Origin of the sequence: Lamprobacter sp. (assembly GCF_034860625.1) — a bacterium.
Taxonomy (GTDB): domain Bacteria; phylum Pseudomonadota; class Gammaproteobacteria; order Chromatiales; family Chromatiaceae; genus Lamprobacter.
The window spans coordinates 1-14,494 of sequence record NZ_JAYESN010000100.1; the positions used below are offsets into that span (position 1 = coordinate 1).

Annotated in this window: 24 protein-coding genes and 1 pseudogene; 1 reads left to right on the plus strand and 24 read right to left on the minus strand. The window is 60.7% G+C overall.

The window, feature by feature from the left end:
- From VBE63_RS19355 to VBE63_RS19410, 13 genes and pseudogenes are all read right to left on the minus strand, one after another.
- A partial coding sequence (locus tag VBE63_RS19355; protein ID WP_323684658.1) for a hypothetical protein occupies window positions 1-361 on the minus strand: 361 nt, incomplete at its 3' end.
- Window positions 362-397: 36 nt separating this feature from the next.
- A complete protein-coding gene (locus VBE63_RS19360) occupies window positions 398-1,987 on the minus strand; it encodes a DegT/DnrJ/EryC1/StrS family aminotransferase (protein WP_323684659.1) in 1,590 nt (529 codons plus the stop codon).
- Complete coding sequence (locus VBE63_RS19365; protein ID WP_323684660.1) at window positions 1,926-2,219, minus strand: hypothetical protein; 294 nt, start codon at window positions 2,217-2,219, stop codon at window positions 1,926-1,928. Before VBE63_RS19365 ends, VBE63_RS19360 begins: the two co-directional genes overlap by 62 nt.
- Before the next feature lie 143 nt (window positions 2,220-2,362).
- Entirely contained in the window at window positions 2,363-2,791 is a 429-nt protein-coding gene (locus tag VBE63_RS31490) for a sugar 3,4-ketoisomerase (protein ID WP_416274596.1), read from the minus strand.
- Between the two features lie 39 nt (window positions 2,792-2,830).
- Window positions 2,831-2,929, minus strand: a pseudogene (locus VBE63_RS31495) (isomerase); the annotation flags it as partial.
- A gap of 396 nt (window positions 2,930-3,325) precedes the next feature.
- Window positions 3,326-3,631, minus strand: coding sequence for an ABC transporter ATP-binding protein (locus tag VBE63_RS19375; RefSeq protein ID WP_323684662.1), 306 nt, complete (start codon window positions 3,629-3,631; stop codon window positions 3,326-3,328).
- A 23-nt stretch (window positions 3,632-3,654) separates the two neighbouring features.
- Complete coding sequence (locus VBE63_RS19380) at window positions 3,655-4,197, minus strand: ABC transporter ATP-binding protein (RefSeq protein WP_323684663.1); 543 nt, start codon at window positions 4,195-4,197, stop codon at window positions 3,655-3,657.
- Window positions 4,197-5,138: an ABC transporter transmembrane domain-containing protein gene (locus VBE63_RS19385; protein WP_323684664.1), complete on the minus strand. Its 942-nt coding sequence runs from the start codon at window positions 5,136-5,138 to the stop codon at window positions 4,197-4,199. Before VBE63_RS19385 ends, VBE63_RS19380 begins: the two co-directional genes overlap by 1 nt.
- A 43-nt stretch (window positions 5,139-5,181) precedes the next feature.
- Window positions 5,182-5,529, minus strand: coding sequence for a MarR family EPS-associated transcriptional regulator (locus VBE63_RS19390; protein ID WP_323684665.1), 348 nt, complete (start codon window positions 5,527-5,529; stop codon window positions 5,182-5,184).
- A gap of 268 nt (window positions 5,530-5,797) precedes the next feature.
- Window positions 5,798-6,190 (minus strand): DUF1353 domain-containing protein, encoded by a 393-nt coding sequence (locus VBE63_RS19395; protein ID WP_323684666.1) that lies wholly within the window; start codon window positions 6,188-6,190, stop codon window positions 5,798-5,800.
- A gap of 24 nt (window positions 6,191-6,214) precedes the next feature.
- Window positions 6,215-6,565, minus strand: a complete 351-nt coding sequence (locus tag VBE63_RS19400; protein ID WP_323684667.1) for a MarR family EPS-associated transcriptional regulator — start codon at window positions 6,563-6,565, stop codon at window positions 6,215-6,217.
- 546 nt (window positions 6,566-7,111) lie between these two features.
- The gene (locus tag VBE63_RS19405) at window positions 7,112-7,360 is read right to left on the minus strand and encodes a DUF2442 domain-containing protein (protein ID WP_323684668.1); all 249 of its coding nucleotides are present in this window, start codon (window positions 7,358-7,360) and stop codon (window positions 7,112-7,114) included.
- Window positions 7,344-7,586 carry a DUF4160 domain-containing protein gene (locus VBE63_RS19410; RefSeq protein ID WP_323684669.1) on the minus strand — a complete coding sequence of 81 codons (243 nt, stop codon included), beginning with the start codon at window positions 7,584-7,586 and terminating at the stop codon, window positions 7,344-7,346. Before VBE63_RS19410 ends, VBE63_RS19405 begins: the two co-directional genes overlap by 17 nt.
- Window positions 7,587-7,671: 85 nt before the next feature.
- On the opposite strand from VBE63_RS19410, the gene VBE63_RS19415 reads away from it, so the two are divergent.
- Entirely contained in the window at window positions 7,672-7,944 is a 273-nt protein-coding gene (locus tag VBE63_RS19415) for a hypothetical protein (RefSeq protein WP_323684670.1), read from the plus strand.
- A 92-nt stretch (window positions 7,945-8,036) separates the two neighbouring features.
- Here the strand turns inward: VBE63_RS19415 and VBE63_RS19420 are convergent, their stop codons facing one another.
- The 11 genes from VBE63_RS19420 to VBE63_RS19465 form a co-directional block, all read right to left on the minus strand.
- Window positions 8,037-9,623, minus strand: a complete 1,587-nt coding sequence (locus VBE63_RS19420) for a hypothetical protein (RefSeq protein ID WP_323684671.1) — start codon at window positions 9,621-9,623, stop codon at window positions 8,037-8,039.
- A gap of 76 nt (window positions 9,624-9,699) precedes the next feature.
- Window positions 9,700-10,140, minus strand: coding sequence for a DUF29 domain-containing protein (locus tag VBE63_RS19425; RefSeq protein WP_323684672.1), 441 nt, complete (start codon window positions 10,138-10,140; stop codon window positions 9,700-9,702).
- A gap of 143 nt (window positions 10,141-10,283) precedes the next feature.
- Entirely contained in the window at window positions 10,284-10,535 is a 252-nt protein-coding gene (locus VBE63_RS19430; protein WP_323684673.1) for a DUF2442 domain-containing protein, read from the minus strand.
- A gap of 114 nt (window positions 10,536-10,649) precedes the next feature.
- Window positions 10,650-10,952 carry a helix-turn-helix domain-containing protein gene (locus VBE63_RS19435; protein ID WP_323684674.1) on the minus strand — a complete coding sequence of 101 codons (303 nt, stop codon included), beginning with the start codon at window positions 10,950-10,952 and terminating at the stop codon, window positions 10,650-10,652.
- A gap of 60 nt (window positions 10,953-11,012) precedes the next feature.
- Window positions 11,013-11,174, minus strand: coding sequence for a hypothetical protein (locus tag VBE63_RS19440; RefSeq protein WP_323684675.1), 162 nt, complete (start codon window positions 11,172-11,174; stop codon window positions 11,013-11,015).
- Window positions 11,175-11,198: 24 nt separating this feature from the next.
- The gene (locus VBE63_RS19445) at window positions 11,199-11,468 is read right to left on the minus strand and encodes a hypothetical protein (RefSeq protein WP_416274593.1); all 270 of its coding nucleotides are present in this window, start codon (window positions 11,466-11,468) and stop codon (window positions 11,199-11,201) included.
- Window positions 11,416-11,562 carry a winged helix-turn-helix transcriptional regulator gene (locus tag VBE63_RS31500; protein WP_416274594.1) on the minus strand — a complete coding sequence of 49 codons (147 nt, stop codon included), beginning with the start codon at window positions 11,560-11,562 and terminating at the stop codon, window positions 11,416-11,418. Before VBE63_RS31500 ends, VBE63_RS19445 begins: the two co-directional genes overlap by 53 nt.
- Before the next feature lie 338 nt (window positions 11,563-11,900).
- Entirely contained in the window at window positions 11,901-12,305 is a 405-nt protein-coding gene (locus tag VBE63_RS19450) for a type II toxin-antitoxin system VapC family toxin (protein ID WP_323684676.1), read from the minus strand.
- On the minus strand, window positions 12,302-12,562 hold the full coding sequence (locus VBE63_RS19455) for a hypothetical protein (RefSeq protein WP_323684677.1): 261 nt from the start codon (window positions 12,560-12,562) through the stop codon (window positions 12,302-12,304). The genes VBE63_RS19450 and VBE63_RS19455 overlap by 4 nt, the downstream gene beginning before the upstream one ends.
- Window positions 12,563-13,654: 1,092 nt before the next feature.
- Entirely contained in the window at window positions 13,655-14,149 is a 495-nt protein-coding gene (locus VBE63_RS19460) for a DUF3368 domain-containing protein (protein ID WP_323684678.1), read from the minus strand.
- Window positions 14,146-14,406 carry a UPF0175 family protein gene (locus tag VBE63_RS19465; protein ID WP_323684679.1) on the minus strand — a complete coding sequence of 87 codons (261 nt, stop codon included), beginning with the start codon at window positions 14,404-14,406 and terminating at the stop codon, window positions 14,146-14,148. The genes VBE63_RS19460 and VBE63_RS19465 overlap by 4 nt, the downstream gene beginning before the upstream one ends.
- Between the last annotated feature and the right edge of the window lie 88 nt (window positions 14,407-14,494).

Sequence of the window (14,494 nt, forward strand, 5' to 3'; positions counted from 1 at the left end):
GTGGCCTACGTTCTAAGCCGAGTGCACACAGCCATCGATAATGCGATAAAACTCGTTGCACCGGATGGCGAAGAAGAAAAATAAACTTTGGGGATTTTAAACTAGATTGAATTCTTTCAATCGATTTTTCTGATATACAATATATTGTGCTCGACTCTCCGTAGTAAGAGTAATCTTTGCTTATATTAAAAAGCGAATTATGATAATCCCAGCCTTTGTTCCAGTGCTTTTCAATAGCAAAAAAATGCGACTCTTTGTGTCGTGACATATTGATTTGGGGATGAAGATCAAGATATTCATGCAGACTTGAAGTACCACTCTTTGGAAATCCTGGAACAACCAAATTACATAAAGGCTTCATCGTTCTTTGGCTCGGCTATATCATTTTACACGAGCATCAAATCTCGCTAAGAACTTTGCATACGACTTTATGCACAACATCAGCCTTGTGCGTCATTAGTTGCGGACCAATGGGTAAACTCAATACCTCGTTCGCGATCCGTGATGCCAAGGCAAAAGCATCGTCCGCAAACCCGGCGTTCGCATAGGCTGCTTGCTTGTGCGGCGGAATGGGATAGTGAATCAGGGTGCCGACCTCCTCGGCCGCGAGTGCGCTCTGCAACGCATCACGCCGAGGATGACGCACGATGAATAGATGCCAGACGGGATCGGCCCAATCAGCGACATGTGGCAGGACCAAATCGGTCGCGGCGAGTGCCTCCAGATAGGCAGTGGCGATCGTGCGGCGGCGGGCGTTCCAGTCGTTCAGATGACGCAGTTTCACCCGCAGGATGGCGGCCTGGAGCGGATCGAGCCGACTGTTGTACCCTTGGACCTCGTTGACGTATTTAGCCCGCGAGCCGTAATTGCGCAGCACGCGCAGACGATCGGCCAGTTCGGGATCATTGGTGGTCACGGCACCGCCATCGCCCAAGGCGCCCAGGTTCTTGCCGGGATAGAAGCTCCAGGCCACGGCGTCGCCATGTCCGCCAATGCGCCGGCCCTTGTAGCGCGCGCCGTGCGCTTGTGCCGCGTCTTCCAAGACCTTCAAGCCATGCCGCCGGGCGATCTCCAGGATGGGGTCCAGGTCGGCGGGCTGGCCGTAAAGATGGACCGGGAGGATGGCCTTGGTATGCGGGGTGATGGCCGCCTCGATCCGGCTCGGGTCGATGTTGTAAGTGCGCTCGTCCGGCTCGACCGGCACCGGAGTGGCCCCACAGTGGCTGACCGCAAGCCAGGTGGCGATGTAGGTGTTGGAGGGGACGATCACCTCGTCGCCGGGGCCGACCCCAAGCGCGCGCAGGGCAAGGTGCAGGGCATCGAGTCCGCTTGCCACGCCAACACAGTGAGCCGCTTCGCAATAGGCCGCGTAGTCGGCCTCGAAGGCATCGACCTCGGGGCCGAGAATGTACCAGCCGGAGTTCAGGATGCGGTCGATGGCCTGATCGATTTCCGTGCGCAGTTCCTCGTATGCCGCCCCTAAATCCAGGAAGGGGATCGGCGGTGATCGGTCCTGGTGCGATTGTATGAATGACTCGGCTGTCTGAGCAATTTCAGGATCCCGATCGAGCATCCCCGAATCGCGCGTGATGACCTTGGCCTCGATCGCCCTGGCAGATGCAATGACGAGCGAGTCTTCGATGTCGTCGTCATCGATCTCCAGATAAGCGGGCGTTTTGGCAAGCGCGACTTGATTCAATATTTCTTTGATAAAGAAAATGGTCAATTGATGGCGTTCCGCCGCAGTCGCTTCCGGGTAGCTTTGCTTGAAGGCGCTATTTTTCAGAAACTCCAAATTATCCAGGCTGGAGGAGGATATAAAAGGCCGATAGCTACCTGATTGCGTCGCCAGATCAAACGCAGGTTTTGACGACGGAAAGCGCTTCAGACGCTCGGCATCGTAACAGTCGAGAATGATGTTGATGTCAAGAAGAATGTTTTGCACTGAGGTAGGCTCCATATTCTTCCTGTAAAACAGCATCGTCATCCTGCAGTGGATCCGGCGAGGCAGTGATGATGAGTTCGCGCCAGTGTTGCTCGATATATCCGTCCGCAAAAAAAGCCGGTTTTTCCTCATGCGGTGGTGCCGCCTGCTGATTTCTCTCTAGGTTATCCAGTAAGGCGATCACTTTAACGTGTTTCGATTCCATTCCCTGATACTGGGTGGGTATTTTGATCATCCCGTTCTGAATATCGGCTTCAAATTCGATTGCGTACATGAGTTGTCACCTGTCTGGCTAGGGGATGGTGGATGCGCTGCGCTTATTCACCCTACCGACTCTCCAGCACATACGACACCACCTGATCGATCCCACGCTGGCGTTTGAGATAGCTGGCACGCGGCGCGATGAAAAGAATGGGTTCAGGCATGGCGGACCTCGCGAATAAACTCGTCGTAATCGCGGATATAGTCCGTTGGGTCGTAAGGATGCGAGGCATATACCATGAGCACGGCATCGGCTGAATATTTGTATTGAATGCCCCAGACGCGCGGTGGCAGATGGAGTCCCAGCCAGGGGTGGTTCAATTCATACTCCTCGCTGTGCTCACCATCATCGACAACCACCGAAACACTGCCCTTCAAACAGACAAGAAACTGCTGGCATTCGCGATGCGCATGCTCGCCCCGAACCCGTGTGCTGGGTACGTCATGCACGAAGAAGACGCGCCGCGGTACGAACGGAAGATCTCTTTCGAGTTCGGTCGCGATCAGATCGCCCCGCATGTCGGTCACATGTTTGAGTTCGTGCAGGGTCACGCCCTTGACCGTCCCGGTCTTGCGAGGGTGCACCGTGGAGCCAACCGCATCATCGAAGCGGACCGTATCGACGTAGCCGACGATCCGCGCCGGGTTGCCGATGACGATGGCTTTGGGCGGTACATCGCTGGTCACGACGGCACCCGCGCCGATCATCGCCTCGCCCCCGATGGTCAGTCCGGGGAGGATGGTTGAATTGGCACCGATCGATGCCCCGCGTTTCACGATCGTGATTGGAAAGGTATCCGGATTGCGTTTGCTGCGCGGGAATTTGTCATTGGTGAAGGTCGCATTGGGTCCAACGAAGACGTCATCCTCGAGCTGGATGCCGTCCCACAGCTGAACCCCACATTTGACGGTGACACGATCACCGACGCTGACGTCGTTCTCGATGAAGACCTGTTCGCAGATATTGCAGTCCGCACCGATACGGGCGCCGGCAAGGATATGCGTGAAGCCCCAGACCCGCGTGCTAGCCCCGATGCTGGCTCCGCTGTCAATAAGGGCCTGGTCGTGAATGAATGCGCTTGGATGGATCATCTAGGCTCTCGTTTTAGCCGTGGTTCTTCAAGACGCGTGCGCCATCGCCCGGAATGCCGCATTCTCGGCGTTCAACTCGCCCCAGTTGCCAATTCCGACAACGCGGCCCTTATCCAGCACCAGAATACGGTCGCAGCGCTTCACGGTGCCTAGACGGTGGGCAATCATCACCACGGTCATGTCGCCGGGCAGCGCATCGATCGCGGCCATCACCTCGGCTTCGGTGAGATTATCCAGCGCCGAGGTCGCTTCATCGAGCACGATCAGATCGGCATCCTGATAGAGCGCGCGGGCAATGCCGATGCGCTGGCGCTGGCCACCGGAAAGGCGCACCCCGCGCTCGCCGACCCTGGTGTCTAGCCTTGTGGTAGTTCTTCACGAATGAAGCGGTCGATATTGGCAATGCCGGCGGCGCGGATGACCTGAGCGCTGTCGATATCCTGCGGCGGCACCCCAAGCGCGATATTCTCGGTGACGCTGGCGTCGGTCAGAAAGATGTCCTGCGGCACATAGCCGACGCTCTGCTGCCAGGCGCGGAGGTTCGTCTCGGTGATCGGAACGCCGTCAACGATGATCCGCCCCTGGGTGGGCGCGAGCAGCCCCAGCATGAGGTCAGCCAGGGTGGTCTTGCCGGCCCCGGTCCCGCCGACGATGCCGATCTTCTCCCCCGCGCGGATCTCGAGCGAGATGTCCTTCAGCCCGGCGTGGTCGGCATTGGGATAGTGGTAGGAGACGGCGGCGAACTCGAGGCTCCGCGCAAGCCCCAACCCAGGCGGAGCGGAACGCGGCAAGGTGCCGGAGCCGGCCTTGTCCAGCAGATCATCGTGGATCACTTCCACGGCGGCAGCGCCAGACTGGAGCTGCGCCAGCGATCGATAGAGCTTTGAGAGTTCTGGCATCAGCCGCTGCCCGGCAAAGGCGAACACGCCGAGTAGCGGCAGAATCCCCCCATCGCCTCGCCTGAGGCAAGTCCTTGGGGACCGAGCATCAGCAGGCACAGCAGGATGATGCCGCCGAACGCCACGGCTTGCAGGACGTATTGCGGTAATTGCGCAATGACCTGAGCAACCAACATCGCCCGCGCCATCCGAAGCGAGGGAACCGCATATCGGGCCGCATAAGCCCTTTCACGCCCTAGTAGCTTGATGTCTTTGATGCCGCCCAGGGCCTCATTGGCGATGCGAAACCGTTCACTGTTGGCCTGGACGCGTGCGTAGCCAAACCGCTTGAGCAGGCGGCGGCTGAGCGCATAGACCGCGCCGTAGATGCCGCCCAGAGTCGCGAAAGCGATCAGCGCGACCAGGGGTTCGACCCACAACAGCAACCCGACGATGGCGCTGACGGTAAACGCTGAGGCAATCAGATCGGCGGCGGGTTTCAGGAATTGCCCTACTAACTGCTGAGACTCCGCGAGCACCCGCGTGCCCATCTCACCTGAATGCCGATTGAGAAAGAAGGCATAGGGCTGGCGCAAATAGGCGCTCAAGAGGCGGTGACTGATGGAGTGCATGCGCATGGTGGCAAAGCGCGACACCACATAGGTGTTGGCGATTTGCACCAGGCTGGTGAGCACGATAACGACGAAGGACGCGACCCCCAGCGCCACCAGGAAGGCGTAATCGCTGCTGAAGCCGAAGGTCTCATAGGCCCAGGCCAAGGCTGGCACTCGTTCGATCTGCCCCGGATCGGCCAGCACCGAGAGGAACGGCAACACCGAGCCGACCATGAGCGCGGACGAGAGCGCGCAGAGGATCACGACGCTTAAGGTGATCCAGGCATTGCGGCGTTCACGGGTATCCAGCAGCGCCCAGGCCTTTTTCCAGATCGCGAGATCAATCATTTTGGTTGGCGCTGCGTTGGTCCTTCGGTTGCGGTGGTCGCGATCAGCCGTTGGCGGGCTGATCGATCAGCCCTTCGGCCTCGGCCTCCGCCGTCAGCTGCTCAAGCTCGACCTTGAGGACATCGTACTCGGCGCGCTTGCGCTGCAGGAAGCGGGCGGTGATGCGGGCCTTGGTGTCGATGCCTTCCGGGGTGAGCAGATAGGCATAGGCGAGCTTGTTCTTGCTGCTGCGAAAGTGCTCCACCTTGACCCAGCCGCGCTCGATGAGGGCGCGCAGGCAGTAGTTGGTGCGCCCCAGGCTGATGCCGAGCGCCTTGGCCAGTTGGCGCTGGCTGAGCTGGGGGTTGGCCTTGAGCTGGCGCAGGGCGTGGAAGGTGAGGTCTTCGGTCATGCAAATGGTAGTAGCGAGGCAGACGAGCCGGTGTTGGGCGAGACAGGCGACCGCTATCCCCTGCCGGTGTAAGACATGGGCGGGTGGCGGGTTGTCTGTGGGGTTCTGGGTTGAAGTCTGTAGCGTTCTGGATTGAACGGGCAGTTGCAGGATTAAATCACCCTGCCTCGGGTGCGGGCAAGTGACGATTTTGTGATGGCCTGCGGGTGGCGGGCTGCGGGAAAACCGGGACGGGTCCGGTTTTTCGGACACCGAGTTATCGGTCAGGTCAGGCGCCTGCGCGAAACTTCGGCCCGAACCACTTGACGGTCCAGACCATGATGGCGCGGCTCCAGGCGGGCTCGCCGAGCACAGCCATGGCTTCGTTGAAGATGTCTGCGGCCATGCGGTGGTCGACGCTGTGCGGTTGCTCGTCGCAGAGCCAGTCGTGGATGACGGCGGCCTTGCCGCTGCGCCCGACCGGTGGCAGCAGCGGCCAGACTAGGCGCGGGATGGAGGCGAAGTCGGTGCGGTAGCCGGCGGGTACGGTGATCCAACGCGGGTCGGCTTCGCTGGCGCCGATGGTGCTCCAGTAGCGGAAGGCTTCGAGCAGCTCGAAGGGTCGCTCGGCGAGGTTGCCGGTGTGGACCTTGAGGATGAGCGGGTCGGTGAAGGAGCTCACTGGTTGGGGTTCAGGGCTTGGTGTTCAGGGTTTGGCGGTTTCGGGGTCGAGCAGACCTTCGGCCTTGGCCTCGGCAGTGAGTTGTTCGAGCTCGGCCTGCAACGCGAGGTACTCGGCCTCTTTGCGCTTGAGGAAGCGCGCCAGGATGCGCGCCTTTTGCTCGATGCCCTCGGGCGTGAGTAGGTAGGCGTAAGCGAGCTTGTTGTTGCTGCGGCGGAAGTTCTGCGCCTTGACCCAGCCGCGCTCGATGACGGCGCGCACGCAGTGGTTGGTGCGCCCAAGGCTGATGCCGAGTGCGCGGGCAAGCTCGCGCTGGCTGGCCTGGGGGTTGGCTTGCAGGTGTTTCAGGACGTTGTATTGGAGCTCGTCGTTCAACGCGCGGGGCTTTGGGCTTTGGGTTGATGGCACCGGCCGCTGGCGCCTGATGGGTTTGTGCTGGGGTGCGACTGGGGCTGCGGGTTGCGGGCCAACCCCGGCGTGGCGCTGTGGTGGCCAACGAGGCCGGGTCGCCGATTCTTGGTGCGGGCACCTACCGCCCTACCCTGTTATTGGCGGGTATGGCAGGGGAGCGGCTTGTCTGTTGTTGTGATCGTGCTGGTTGCGTTCGAGATCTGAACGCAGCATGGCGGAATTGCAACGCAGCTTTGCCTCACTCGTCAAGGGGAAATAATGGTTGGGCGTTGCTTGTATGTGGCCTGGGTCCCGGCTTGCCGCGGGTTACCGTCCTTGGCCTGGATTCCGGCTTCCCGGTCGGAATGACGCGGGAAAGGTAGCCGGGATGACGGAGGGGCTGGCCGGGATGACCGATGGGGCGCGGATAAGGCGGTCATGACGTCGGCCTCTTGGGCGTAGTGCTGCTGGTAGCGCTTGAGTTCATTGTAAAACCCGGTACGGATCCCGGGGTACCGGATCAGACGCGGGCTAGGCGACTTGGCGACGATGGTGGGTGAGATCGCCTTGGCCCGCGAGCAGCCCCTCGATTGAGATGTCTTCATCAAGGGCGTCCCAGTGGATGCCTCTGGCGCTGAGCTCATACTCGGCGCGTTGTTGCGGCGTCGCGGCAAGTAGACGGGGGAACCAAACTAACGGAACGCCGAGGGTTCGGCCGTCTGCAAGCTCGACCCAGAGGTTGTCGGCGTCTGTCCAAGCGCGGCTAGGCGAAGTATTCATTCCAGGCCCTCAGAAAGCGTTCTCGGTGTTGCCTGACCAGGCGTTCGAAGCGCCGCAGGCTGGGCGCGTCGAAGCCATCATTGCGTGCGAGCTGCACATCGGGCGTCAACCAGAATTTGGCTTCAATGCCAGCACGTTGAACATGGACATGCGCTAGCTCGCGTGGATGACCTTCGTTGGCATAGAAGAAGCACTTGAGACCATCTTCGCGGTGGATGACAGGCATCAGTGTATACTGAAAATCAGACGTTTTTCGCGTTCAGCGGCGTTCTGCTGTCTAGTCGAACGCCAACCAAATGTGAGGTCCGAGGGTGAGTGGCTTTATCGGCCAGACCATGATGGCGCGGCGCCAGGCGGGCTCGCCGAGGACGGCCATGGCTTCGTTGAAGATGTCGGCGGCCATGCGGTGGAAAAAATGGATGACGGCGGCCTTGCCGGTGCGTCCAACGGGTCATCAGCGCATCGTCTCCCGTTGCATCAATCAAGCCGCTGGCGTTGCCCTGGCCTGCTTGACAGCTTCAGGATTGGACAACATCGGCAACGCAGCGTACCTCGCGGAGCGCTCACAAACCGGTCGCGGCTAGGGTATGGCTAGCGTCGAGTCGAGCGCATTCAAGTTGTCTTCAGCGCCGTGCGCGTAGGCGGCACAGACTAGCAGGCTCTCCAGCGCTTCTGATCAATCGCTCTCGCCTACACTCTCCCAGGCTCGCCGCCAGTCCACGAGTTGTGCAGAGTGGCTGACGGTGGCCGACATCATCTCAGACAGCGCATGACTAAACGCGGCGGAGCTGTCGCCCCCGAAGACATGTCCCAGTTCGTGCAGGTAGGTGCTCACGGCGTCGCTGAAGCCGTCTTGGTGCAGCAGCGTTGCCTTTAATGCTACGAACGGAAGTCGGTAGCGGATACGCAGACCGCGCCACAGGGCGATTGTGGCATCGGCCCGGATACAGGTGGCCATGCCTTGCCAGACGGCGCCAGGGTTGTCGATGACCTTGCACGGGGGCAGCTCGAGCTGCTCAAGCAGGTCGGGGAGCAGGTCCTTGGCGACGGATTGGAGGACGGCGATGCGCCCAATCTCGCCCCGGTCGGGATCGCGGGTGATCGTGAAACCATCAGCCCTGGCGCAGGCGTCCTCAAGACTGGGATACCCGAGCGCCCGGAACGCCTCTTGGACCAGCCGGTAGCGCTGGCCGCGACCCTTGATCCACGCGAGCGCCTGACGGCGCCGATTGTAGCCGGGCAGGTCGCTACGCTTGACCTGGGCAGCGACCAACAGGTGCGGGTTGTCGGCGCGGAACCGTGCGGCTTGCTCCGGGCAGCCGGCGAGTCGCTGCACCAGATTGTCGATAATCGGGTACCAGGAATCGAAGTCGTAACGCTTGCGCGGTCGTTCGTACCAGCGGCTGGCAAAGATGCGCAGGACCGCGCCGGCCGCATCCGGTGGAAGGCGTATGGCAACCTTGCCAATCAATTTCACGACATCCATGCGATACAGGTTATTGCGCTCGCGGTCGTTGCCGCGATGGTCGTGCAGGCAGACGACCAGTGGGTAGGAGAAGGAGCCGAGGGCCTGAAAGCCGGCGAATAGGATGCCGGGGCCCTGGTCGTTGTAGGTCGTTGGATAGTCGGGCGGCTTGTGCTGCCGCGAGCGGTGGTAGATGGCGGCCGTCGGCGAGGTCCAGATGGCCTCGCCGAGCAGCGGATTGTCGGGATAGAAGAAGCTAAGCAACGCGGTCTCTAGGGTGGCCGAATCTCGGAATGGCGCGATGGTTAGCAGGGTATCGGCGACCGGCTCAAGGCCGGTGCGGATCTCGTAGGCCAGGCTCTTCAGATGGTGCCCATCCACGTCGAGCCTGTCGGTCACGACGCGCAGGTGCCAGTCGCGAGAGCGCACCTCGATCGCCCAGTCAAAGTCACGCAGGGCGCAGAGTGCGGCAATCTTGAAGCCCTCGCCGAAATAGCCGGCGTAATCGCCGCCCCCGTCGCGTTTGGTCGAGGCGCCGATCGGAATCAGCCAGTCGTAACTGAAGCCTACGTCCTTGGAGATCAGGGTGAGCCGCCCTTGCTCGACCTGTTGGCTGAACCGCTCGGCCCATTCGGGCCGAGGGATGCTGTCGTAGAAGTTCTGAATCAGATCGCGCAGAACCTTGTAGCGCGACCAGTGCACTGGGTAGTCGAAGATCAGGTTGAGCGGAACCCGGGTCGACTCAAAGCTTGAAGTCGCGCGGGTCGCACACCCGGATCGCTCAAGTTGCCGTGACATCGGCGAGTCCATTAGCCATGGCTGGGCTGTTTTGGCCACTTGAGCCATCCGCTCCCGGGGAGCGCTTGTTGATGGGTCAGAGATCGGGCCAGAAGTCTTGGTCTAAGAGTTGATCGATTGAGTACGGACACTGCTCGGGAAAGGTGGTCTCGGCGAGGCCGGTTTCACCGGCGGCGAGCAGGCTGGCGCTGATGTAGCTGTCTTGAAGATCCTCTTCCAGCCGGGGTCTGAGGCTAGGACTGTCGCTGAGCAGTTCTGCCAGCTGCTTGCGCTGCTCGCGAATGGTGCCGTTCCAGCTCGCACTGCGGTGTTGTGGTTGGAACCTATACTTCAGAAGATGGGCGAGCAGCACAACGGTTCGGCTTCTCAGCGCCCGCTTTTCGCGCTTGCCCATGTCTTCTAATTCCTCCGCAAGGTGTTCGATGTCGAGCTGTTGCCAGGTTCCGGCACGCAGCAGCCTTGCCTGATCGGCGAACCAGAGGTAGTAGTCTTGGTCGTAGCTGGACGGTGCGCTCATGGGTTTGGCTCCAGAGAAGGTTAGACGACGGCGTCATCGGGCGGGTCGCTCGTTCAGCCCTTCAGCCTTGGCCTCGGCGGTGAGCTGTTCGAGCTCGGCCTTGAGGGCATTGCATTCGGGGCGCTTGCGCCGGAGGATGTCGTCTATTCGGCGGCTCGCTTGCGGTGGAGGAAGCGCAGGTACAGGGTGTCCGGTGAAAGATCAATCTCGTCGGTCCATGCGACCGTGCCATTTTCGACCTTCGCTGCCATGAACAGACTCCCTTCGCGCAACGCGGAAAAGGCAGGGTAATCGAGTAGAGGACGAACATCGAACCGCCGAGTCTTACCGTCAGCAAATTCAGCTTCCAGCACGAAATCAGCTAAAGCTTTGACTTTGATGATGTCTGGTGTCATGGCGCATGCTTCAACGCAAGGGATCGATCTTGAAGGGGTTTGGCCCTCGCTGGCGAGTTGCCAATCGGCCATCAGTTCGTTCGGCCGTTCGGCGCGCGGTGCCTTGCGATGGTGCTATAGCGAAAAACCAAAATGTGACCCGTCGGGGAGCTCAACATCGATCCGCAATTTGCCACCGGTCGCTTCGACATAGCGCTTGAGCGAAGACAGCTTGAGGTCATGTCCGGGCCTCTCCATGCCGGCAATGGTCGGCTGTTTCACGCCGAGCGCGTCAGCCAACTCGCCCTGGGTCTTGCTAGCGTGCTCGCGCAGTTCCGCTAGGTGAATGCCCAGCAGAATCTCTGTGGCCTTTTGTTGAGCGCGCGCTGCAACGTCGGGTTTCTCGTCGGCGAGCAACTGTTCAAGAGTTCTGCTCATTGCCTTTGCTCTTGTCTCAACGGCCCACATCACTAGAGTCCCTTGAATATAGTTCCTAGCCTATATCCGCTTCAAGCCGGCGGGTACGGTGATCCAGCGCGGGTCGGCTTCGCTGGCGCCGATGGTGCTCCAGTAGCTGAAGGCTTCGAGCAGCTCGAAGGGTCGTTCGGCGAGGGTGCCGGTGTGGACCTTAAGGACGAGCGGGTCGGTGAAGGAGCTCACTGGATGGGGTTCAGGGTTTGGTGTTCAGGGCTTGGCGGATTCGGGGTCGAGCAGGCCTTCGGCCTTGGCCTCGGCGGTGAGTTGTTCGAGCTCGGCCTGCAACGCTTGGTACTCGGCCTCTTTGCGCTTGAGAAAGCGCGCCAGGATGCGCGTCTTTTGCTCGATGCCCTCGGGCGTGAGCAGGTCGGCGTCGGCGAGCTTGTTGTTGCTGCGGCGAAAGTCCTGCGCCTTGGGCCTGTTCTCAGCCGGGGCCGCGCTCGATGACGGCGCGCACGCAGTAATTGGTGCGCCCAAGGCTGATGCCGAGGGCGCGGGCGAGCTCGCGCTGGCTGGCCTGGGGGTTGGCTTGCAGGTGTTTGAGGACGTGGTATTGGAGTTCGTCGTTCAACGGGCTGGGCGTTGGGCTTTGGGCTTTGGGTTGGTGGCACCGGCCGCTGGCGCCTGATGGGTTTGTGCTGGGGTACGACTGGGGCTGCCGATTGCGGCCCAACCCCGGCGTGGCGCTTTGGTGGCCAACGAGGCCGGGTCGCCGAGTCTTGGTGCGGGCATGCTACCGCCCTACCCTGTGATTGGAGGGTATGGCAGGGGGCGGCTTGTCTGTTGTTGTGATCGTGCCGGTTGCGTTCGAGGGCTGAACGCAGCATGGCGGCATTGAAACGCGGCTTTGCCTCACTCGTCAAGGGGAAATGATGGTTGGGCGTTGCTTGTCCCTGGCTTGGTTCCCGGTTATCCAAAGCGGGCTAGAATGTTGACCGATTTTGCAGTTGCCGCTTGATTTAGGCGGTCGTCGTTGGTCCAGAATTCGCTGCATCCATGATTCTGGGCGGCGGCGAGATGCAGGGCATCGGGCGTTTTTAGGCGATGGGCTGCGCGCAGGTGCGTTGCCAATTCAAACTCGCGGTCACCGATCAGCGCCCAATCTTGTTCTGCTAGAAAGTCCCGGTAATCACTGGCTAAGGCTTGGTCTCCGTCAACGAGGGGTTTGACGAGGGCTTCAAGCTGCACGAGCGGGGACACGCAGAGGATTGCGTCCGGGTTGGCCGCGAGGTGGTTACGCATTGGATCGCTGAAACCAGGCACCTCTTCGATCAGGTAGATGACGCAGCAGGTATCGAGGTAGGCGCGAGTCATCCCTCTCTTCGATCCCAATCGGCCCGAAGCTCGGCGATCCGCCGGCTGACCTCGTCCGGCTGGCTGCGTGGCCGCTTGGCATAGCGCGGGCTCGCAAGGAGTTTGAGCGCTTCTGCTGCGGTGGCACCGCGGGTTGGAGATGCTGGAGATTCTTGTTCGGGCAGGATCAGCAAGGCGCGCACTGGCAGAGGGGGGAGCGGCGCCAGAGGTCGCAATCGCCCGGCGGCGTCGATTTCGACTTCGATCGTTTTTGGCATTTTGCTGACCTTCTATGTTTCCGATCAAGGTAGCGGGAGCGCGTTTGCGTCATTCCCAGGCGTCGACTCGGACTTGCGTCGCATTCGAATATGTAAACGCCCGCTTGGGGCCGTTAAACTAAACAGACCGTGCCTTCACAGACCGTGCCTTCGGGGCCTTGAGTTTCGACCATGATGTTGTTCATGTCGATACGTCCGGGTCGGATTTGTACGTGTTTTCGTTAAACCGGGACGTCCGGGTTTTGAGCCAGTCGATATGCCCAACCCGGTCGATTCCAAGCGGCTCGGCTTCGCTGGCGCCGATGGTGCTCTAGTCGCGGAAGGCTTCGAGCAGCTCGAACGGGCGCTCGGCGAGGGTGCCGGTGTGGACCTTGAGGATGAGCGCGTCGGTGAAAGAGCTCACTGGTTGGTGTTCAGGGTTTGGTGGTTTCGTCGGTTGGCTCGGTGTTCGTCCAACGCTGTGAGCACTCTGCGGGTCCACCAGACCTCCAGCCCGGCCAGCCGGTCCAGATCCTCGATGGCCCTTTTGCTGGACTATCGGCGATCTTCAAGGCCCCCCAAGGCGAGCATCGCGTGCGCCTCTTGCTAGAACTTCTGCAACGTCCCGTCACCGTTAGCCTCCCCCGCGCACAGGTGTGCGCCGTGACCTAAGCGAAAGGCCTGCTCGCCGGCTGGGCCGCCGATGTGACCCCGCCGATGCGAGAGCGGCGCATATTTCTCGCCGCTCTGGCATTCGCCGAGCGTTGGCAGAAGAACTGATGTCGCAGGCCTTCGCGGACGCCCGATCAATGACGCTGTAGGCACGCGCGCCGCCGAACTGGACGACCTTTGTGCCCCGGAAACCCAAGGCATCGACCAACCGCAACTCGATTCGCGCCAGCCAACGTCAGTACCGAACCGACATGGGCATCATTCGAACCGCCCGAATCGCCAGCCGTGCGAAAAACCGAAACACCAGACCGGTCCCGGGTTTCCCGAAAAACCGAACCCGTCCCGGGTTTTCCCCCGCCTGGCGCCGCGCTAAATGGGTCGCGTGGCAGGCCAGGGAAAATCGCCAGGAATACCGAATCCGTGCCTGTTCTCGTGCATGATTCAAAACGATTCACCTGCTTTCTGAAGCGCGAGTTGATAAACCGAAGGCCCAAGCCAGAAGCCGGCCTCCATTCTCAAGGCATCGAGGTCAGGCCGGATGGCCGGCAACAGACCGCATTGCTTCGCGAGCAGCAGAACACCGACCACGCCCATCGGCCTCAAGCCCTGCTGTTCAGCAAGACGGCGCCCGTCCTGTTCGTCCAGCAGGATGAGATCGGCTCCCAACTCGAGTGCGAGCGCAATGCTCTCAGATTCGCCCCGGTCGAGATCCCGCTGCAAGGCACGCACCAGCGCGTTGTTGTTGGGCGTTTGGCGAACGATCCAGGATGCCCGCGCGACCTCGTCGCGACCAGGCCAGGACCGGCCCTTGGCGTTCAGCTCATCCCAGACCGCGTGGGCGATGTCGACACGGCAGAACAGCCTGTGCAGCAGGTTGAGTTGGCCGATCGCGGCGAGATTGGTCACTGGAGAGGTGTTGCTGACAACGCGCCTCATGAGGCCGAACGGTCCCAGCTTGAGACAGTCTCGAGATCCTCTAACAGTTCCGTCTCGTCATAGTGAGCGGGCAGCTCCCGCGATCCTAGCAACTGCCGAAACTGCCACAGTGACATCCCGGCAAGCTCTCGCGCCTTGCCGATCGAAAGCCGCCGTTGAGCGTAGAGGCTGATCGCAATTTCCTGCTTGAGAGCCTCCGGCGACAAACGCGCAGAATCCAAGATATCTTGCGGAATATCGATCTGAGCTGATGCCATCTTTGGCTCCTGGCGGATTGAGCGAGTAAGCCTCATTGTGCTGCTCGTGTTGACAGGTGTCGAGAGCCATCGGATGCGGGATCTCACT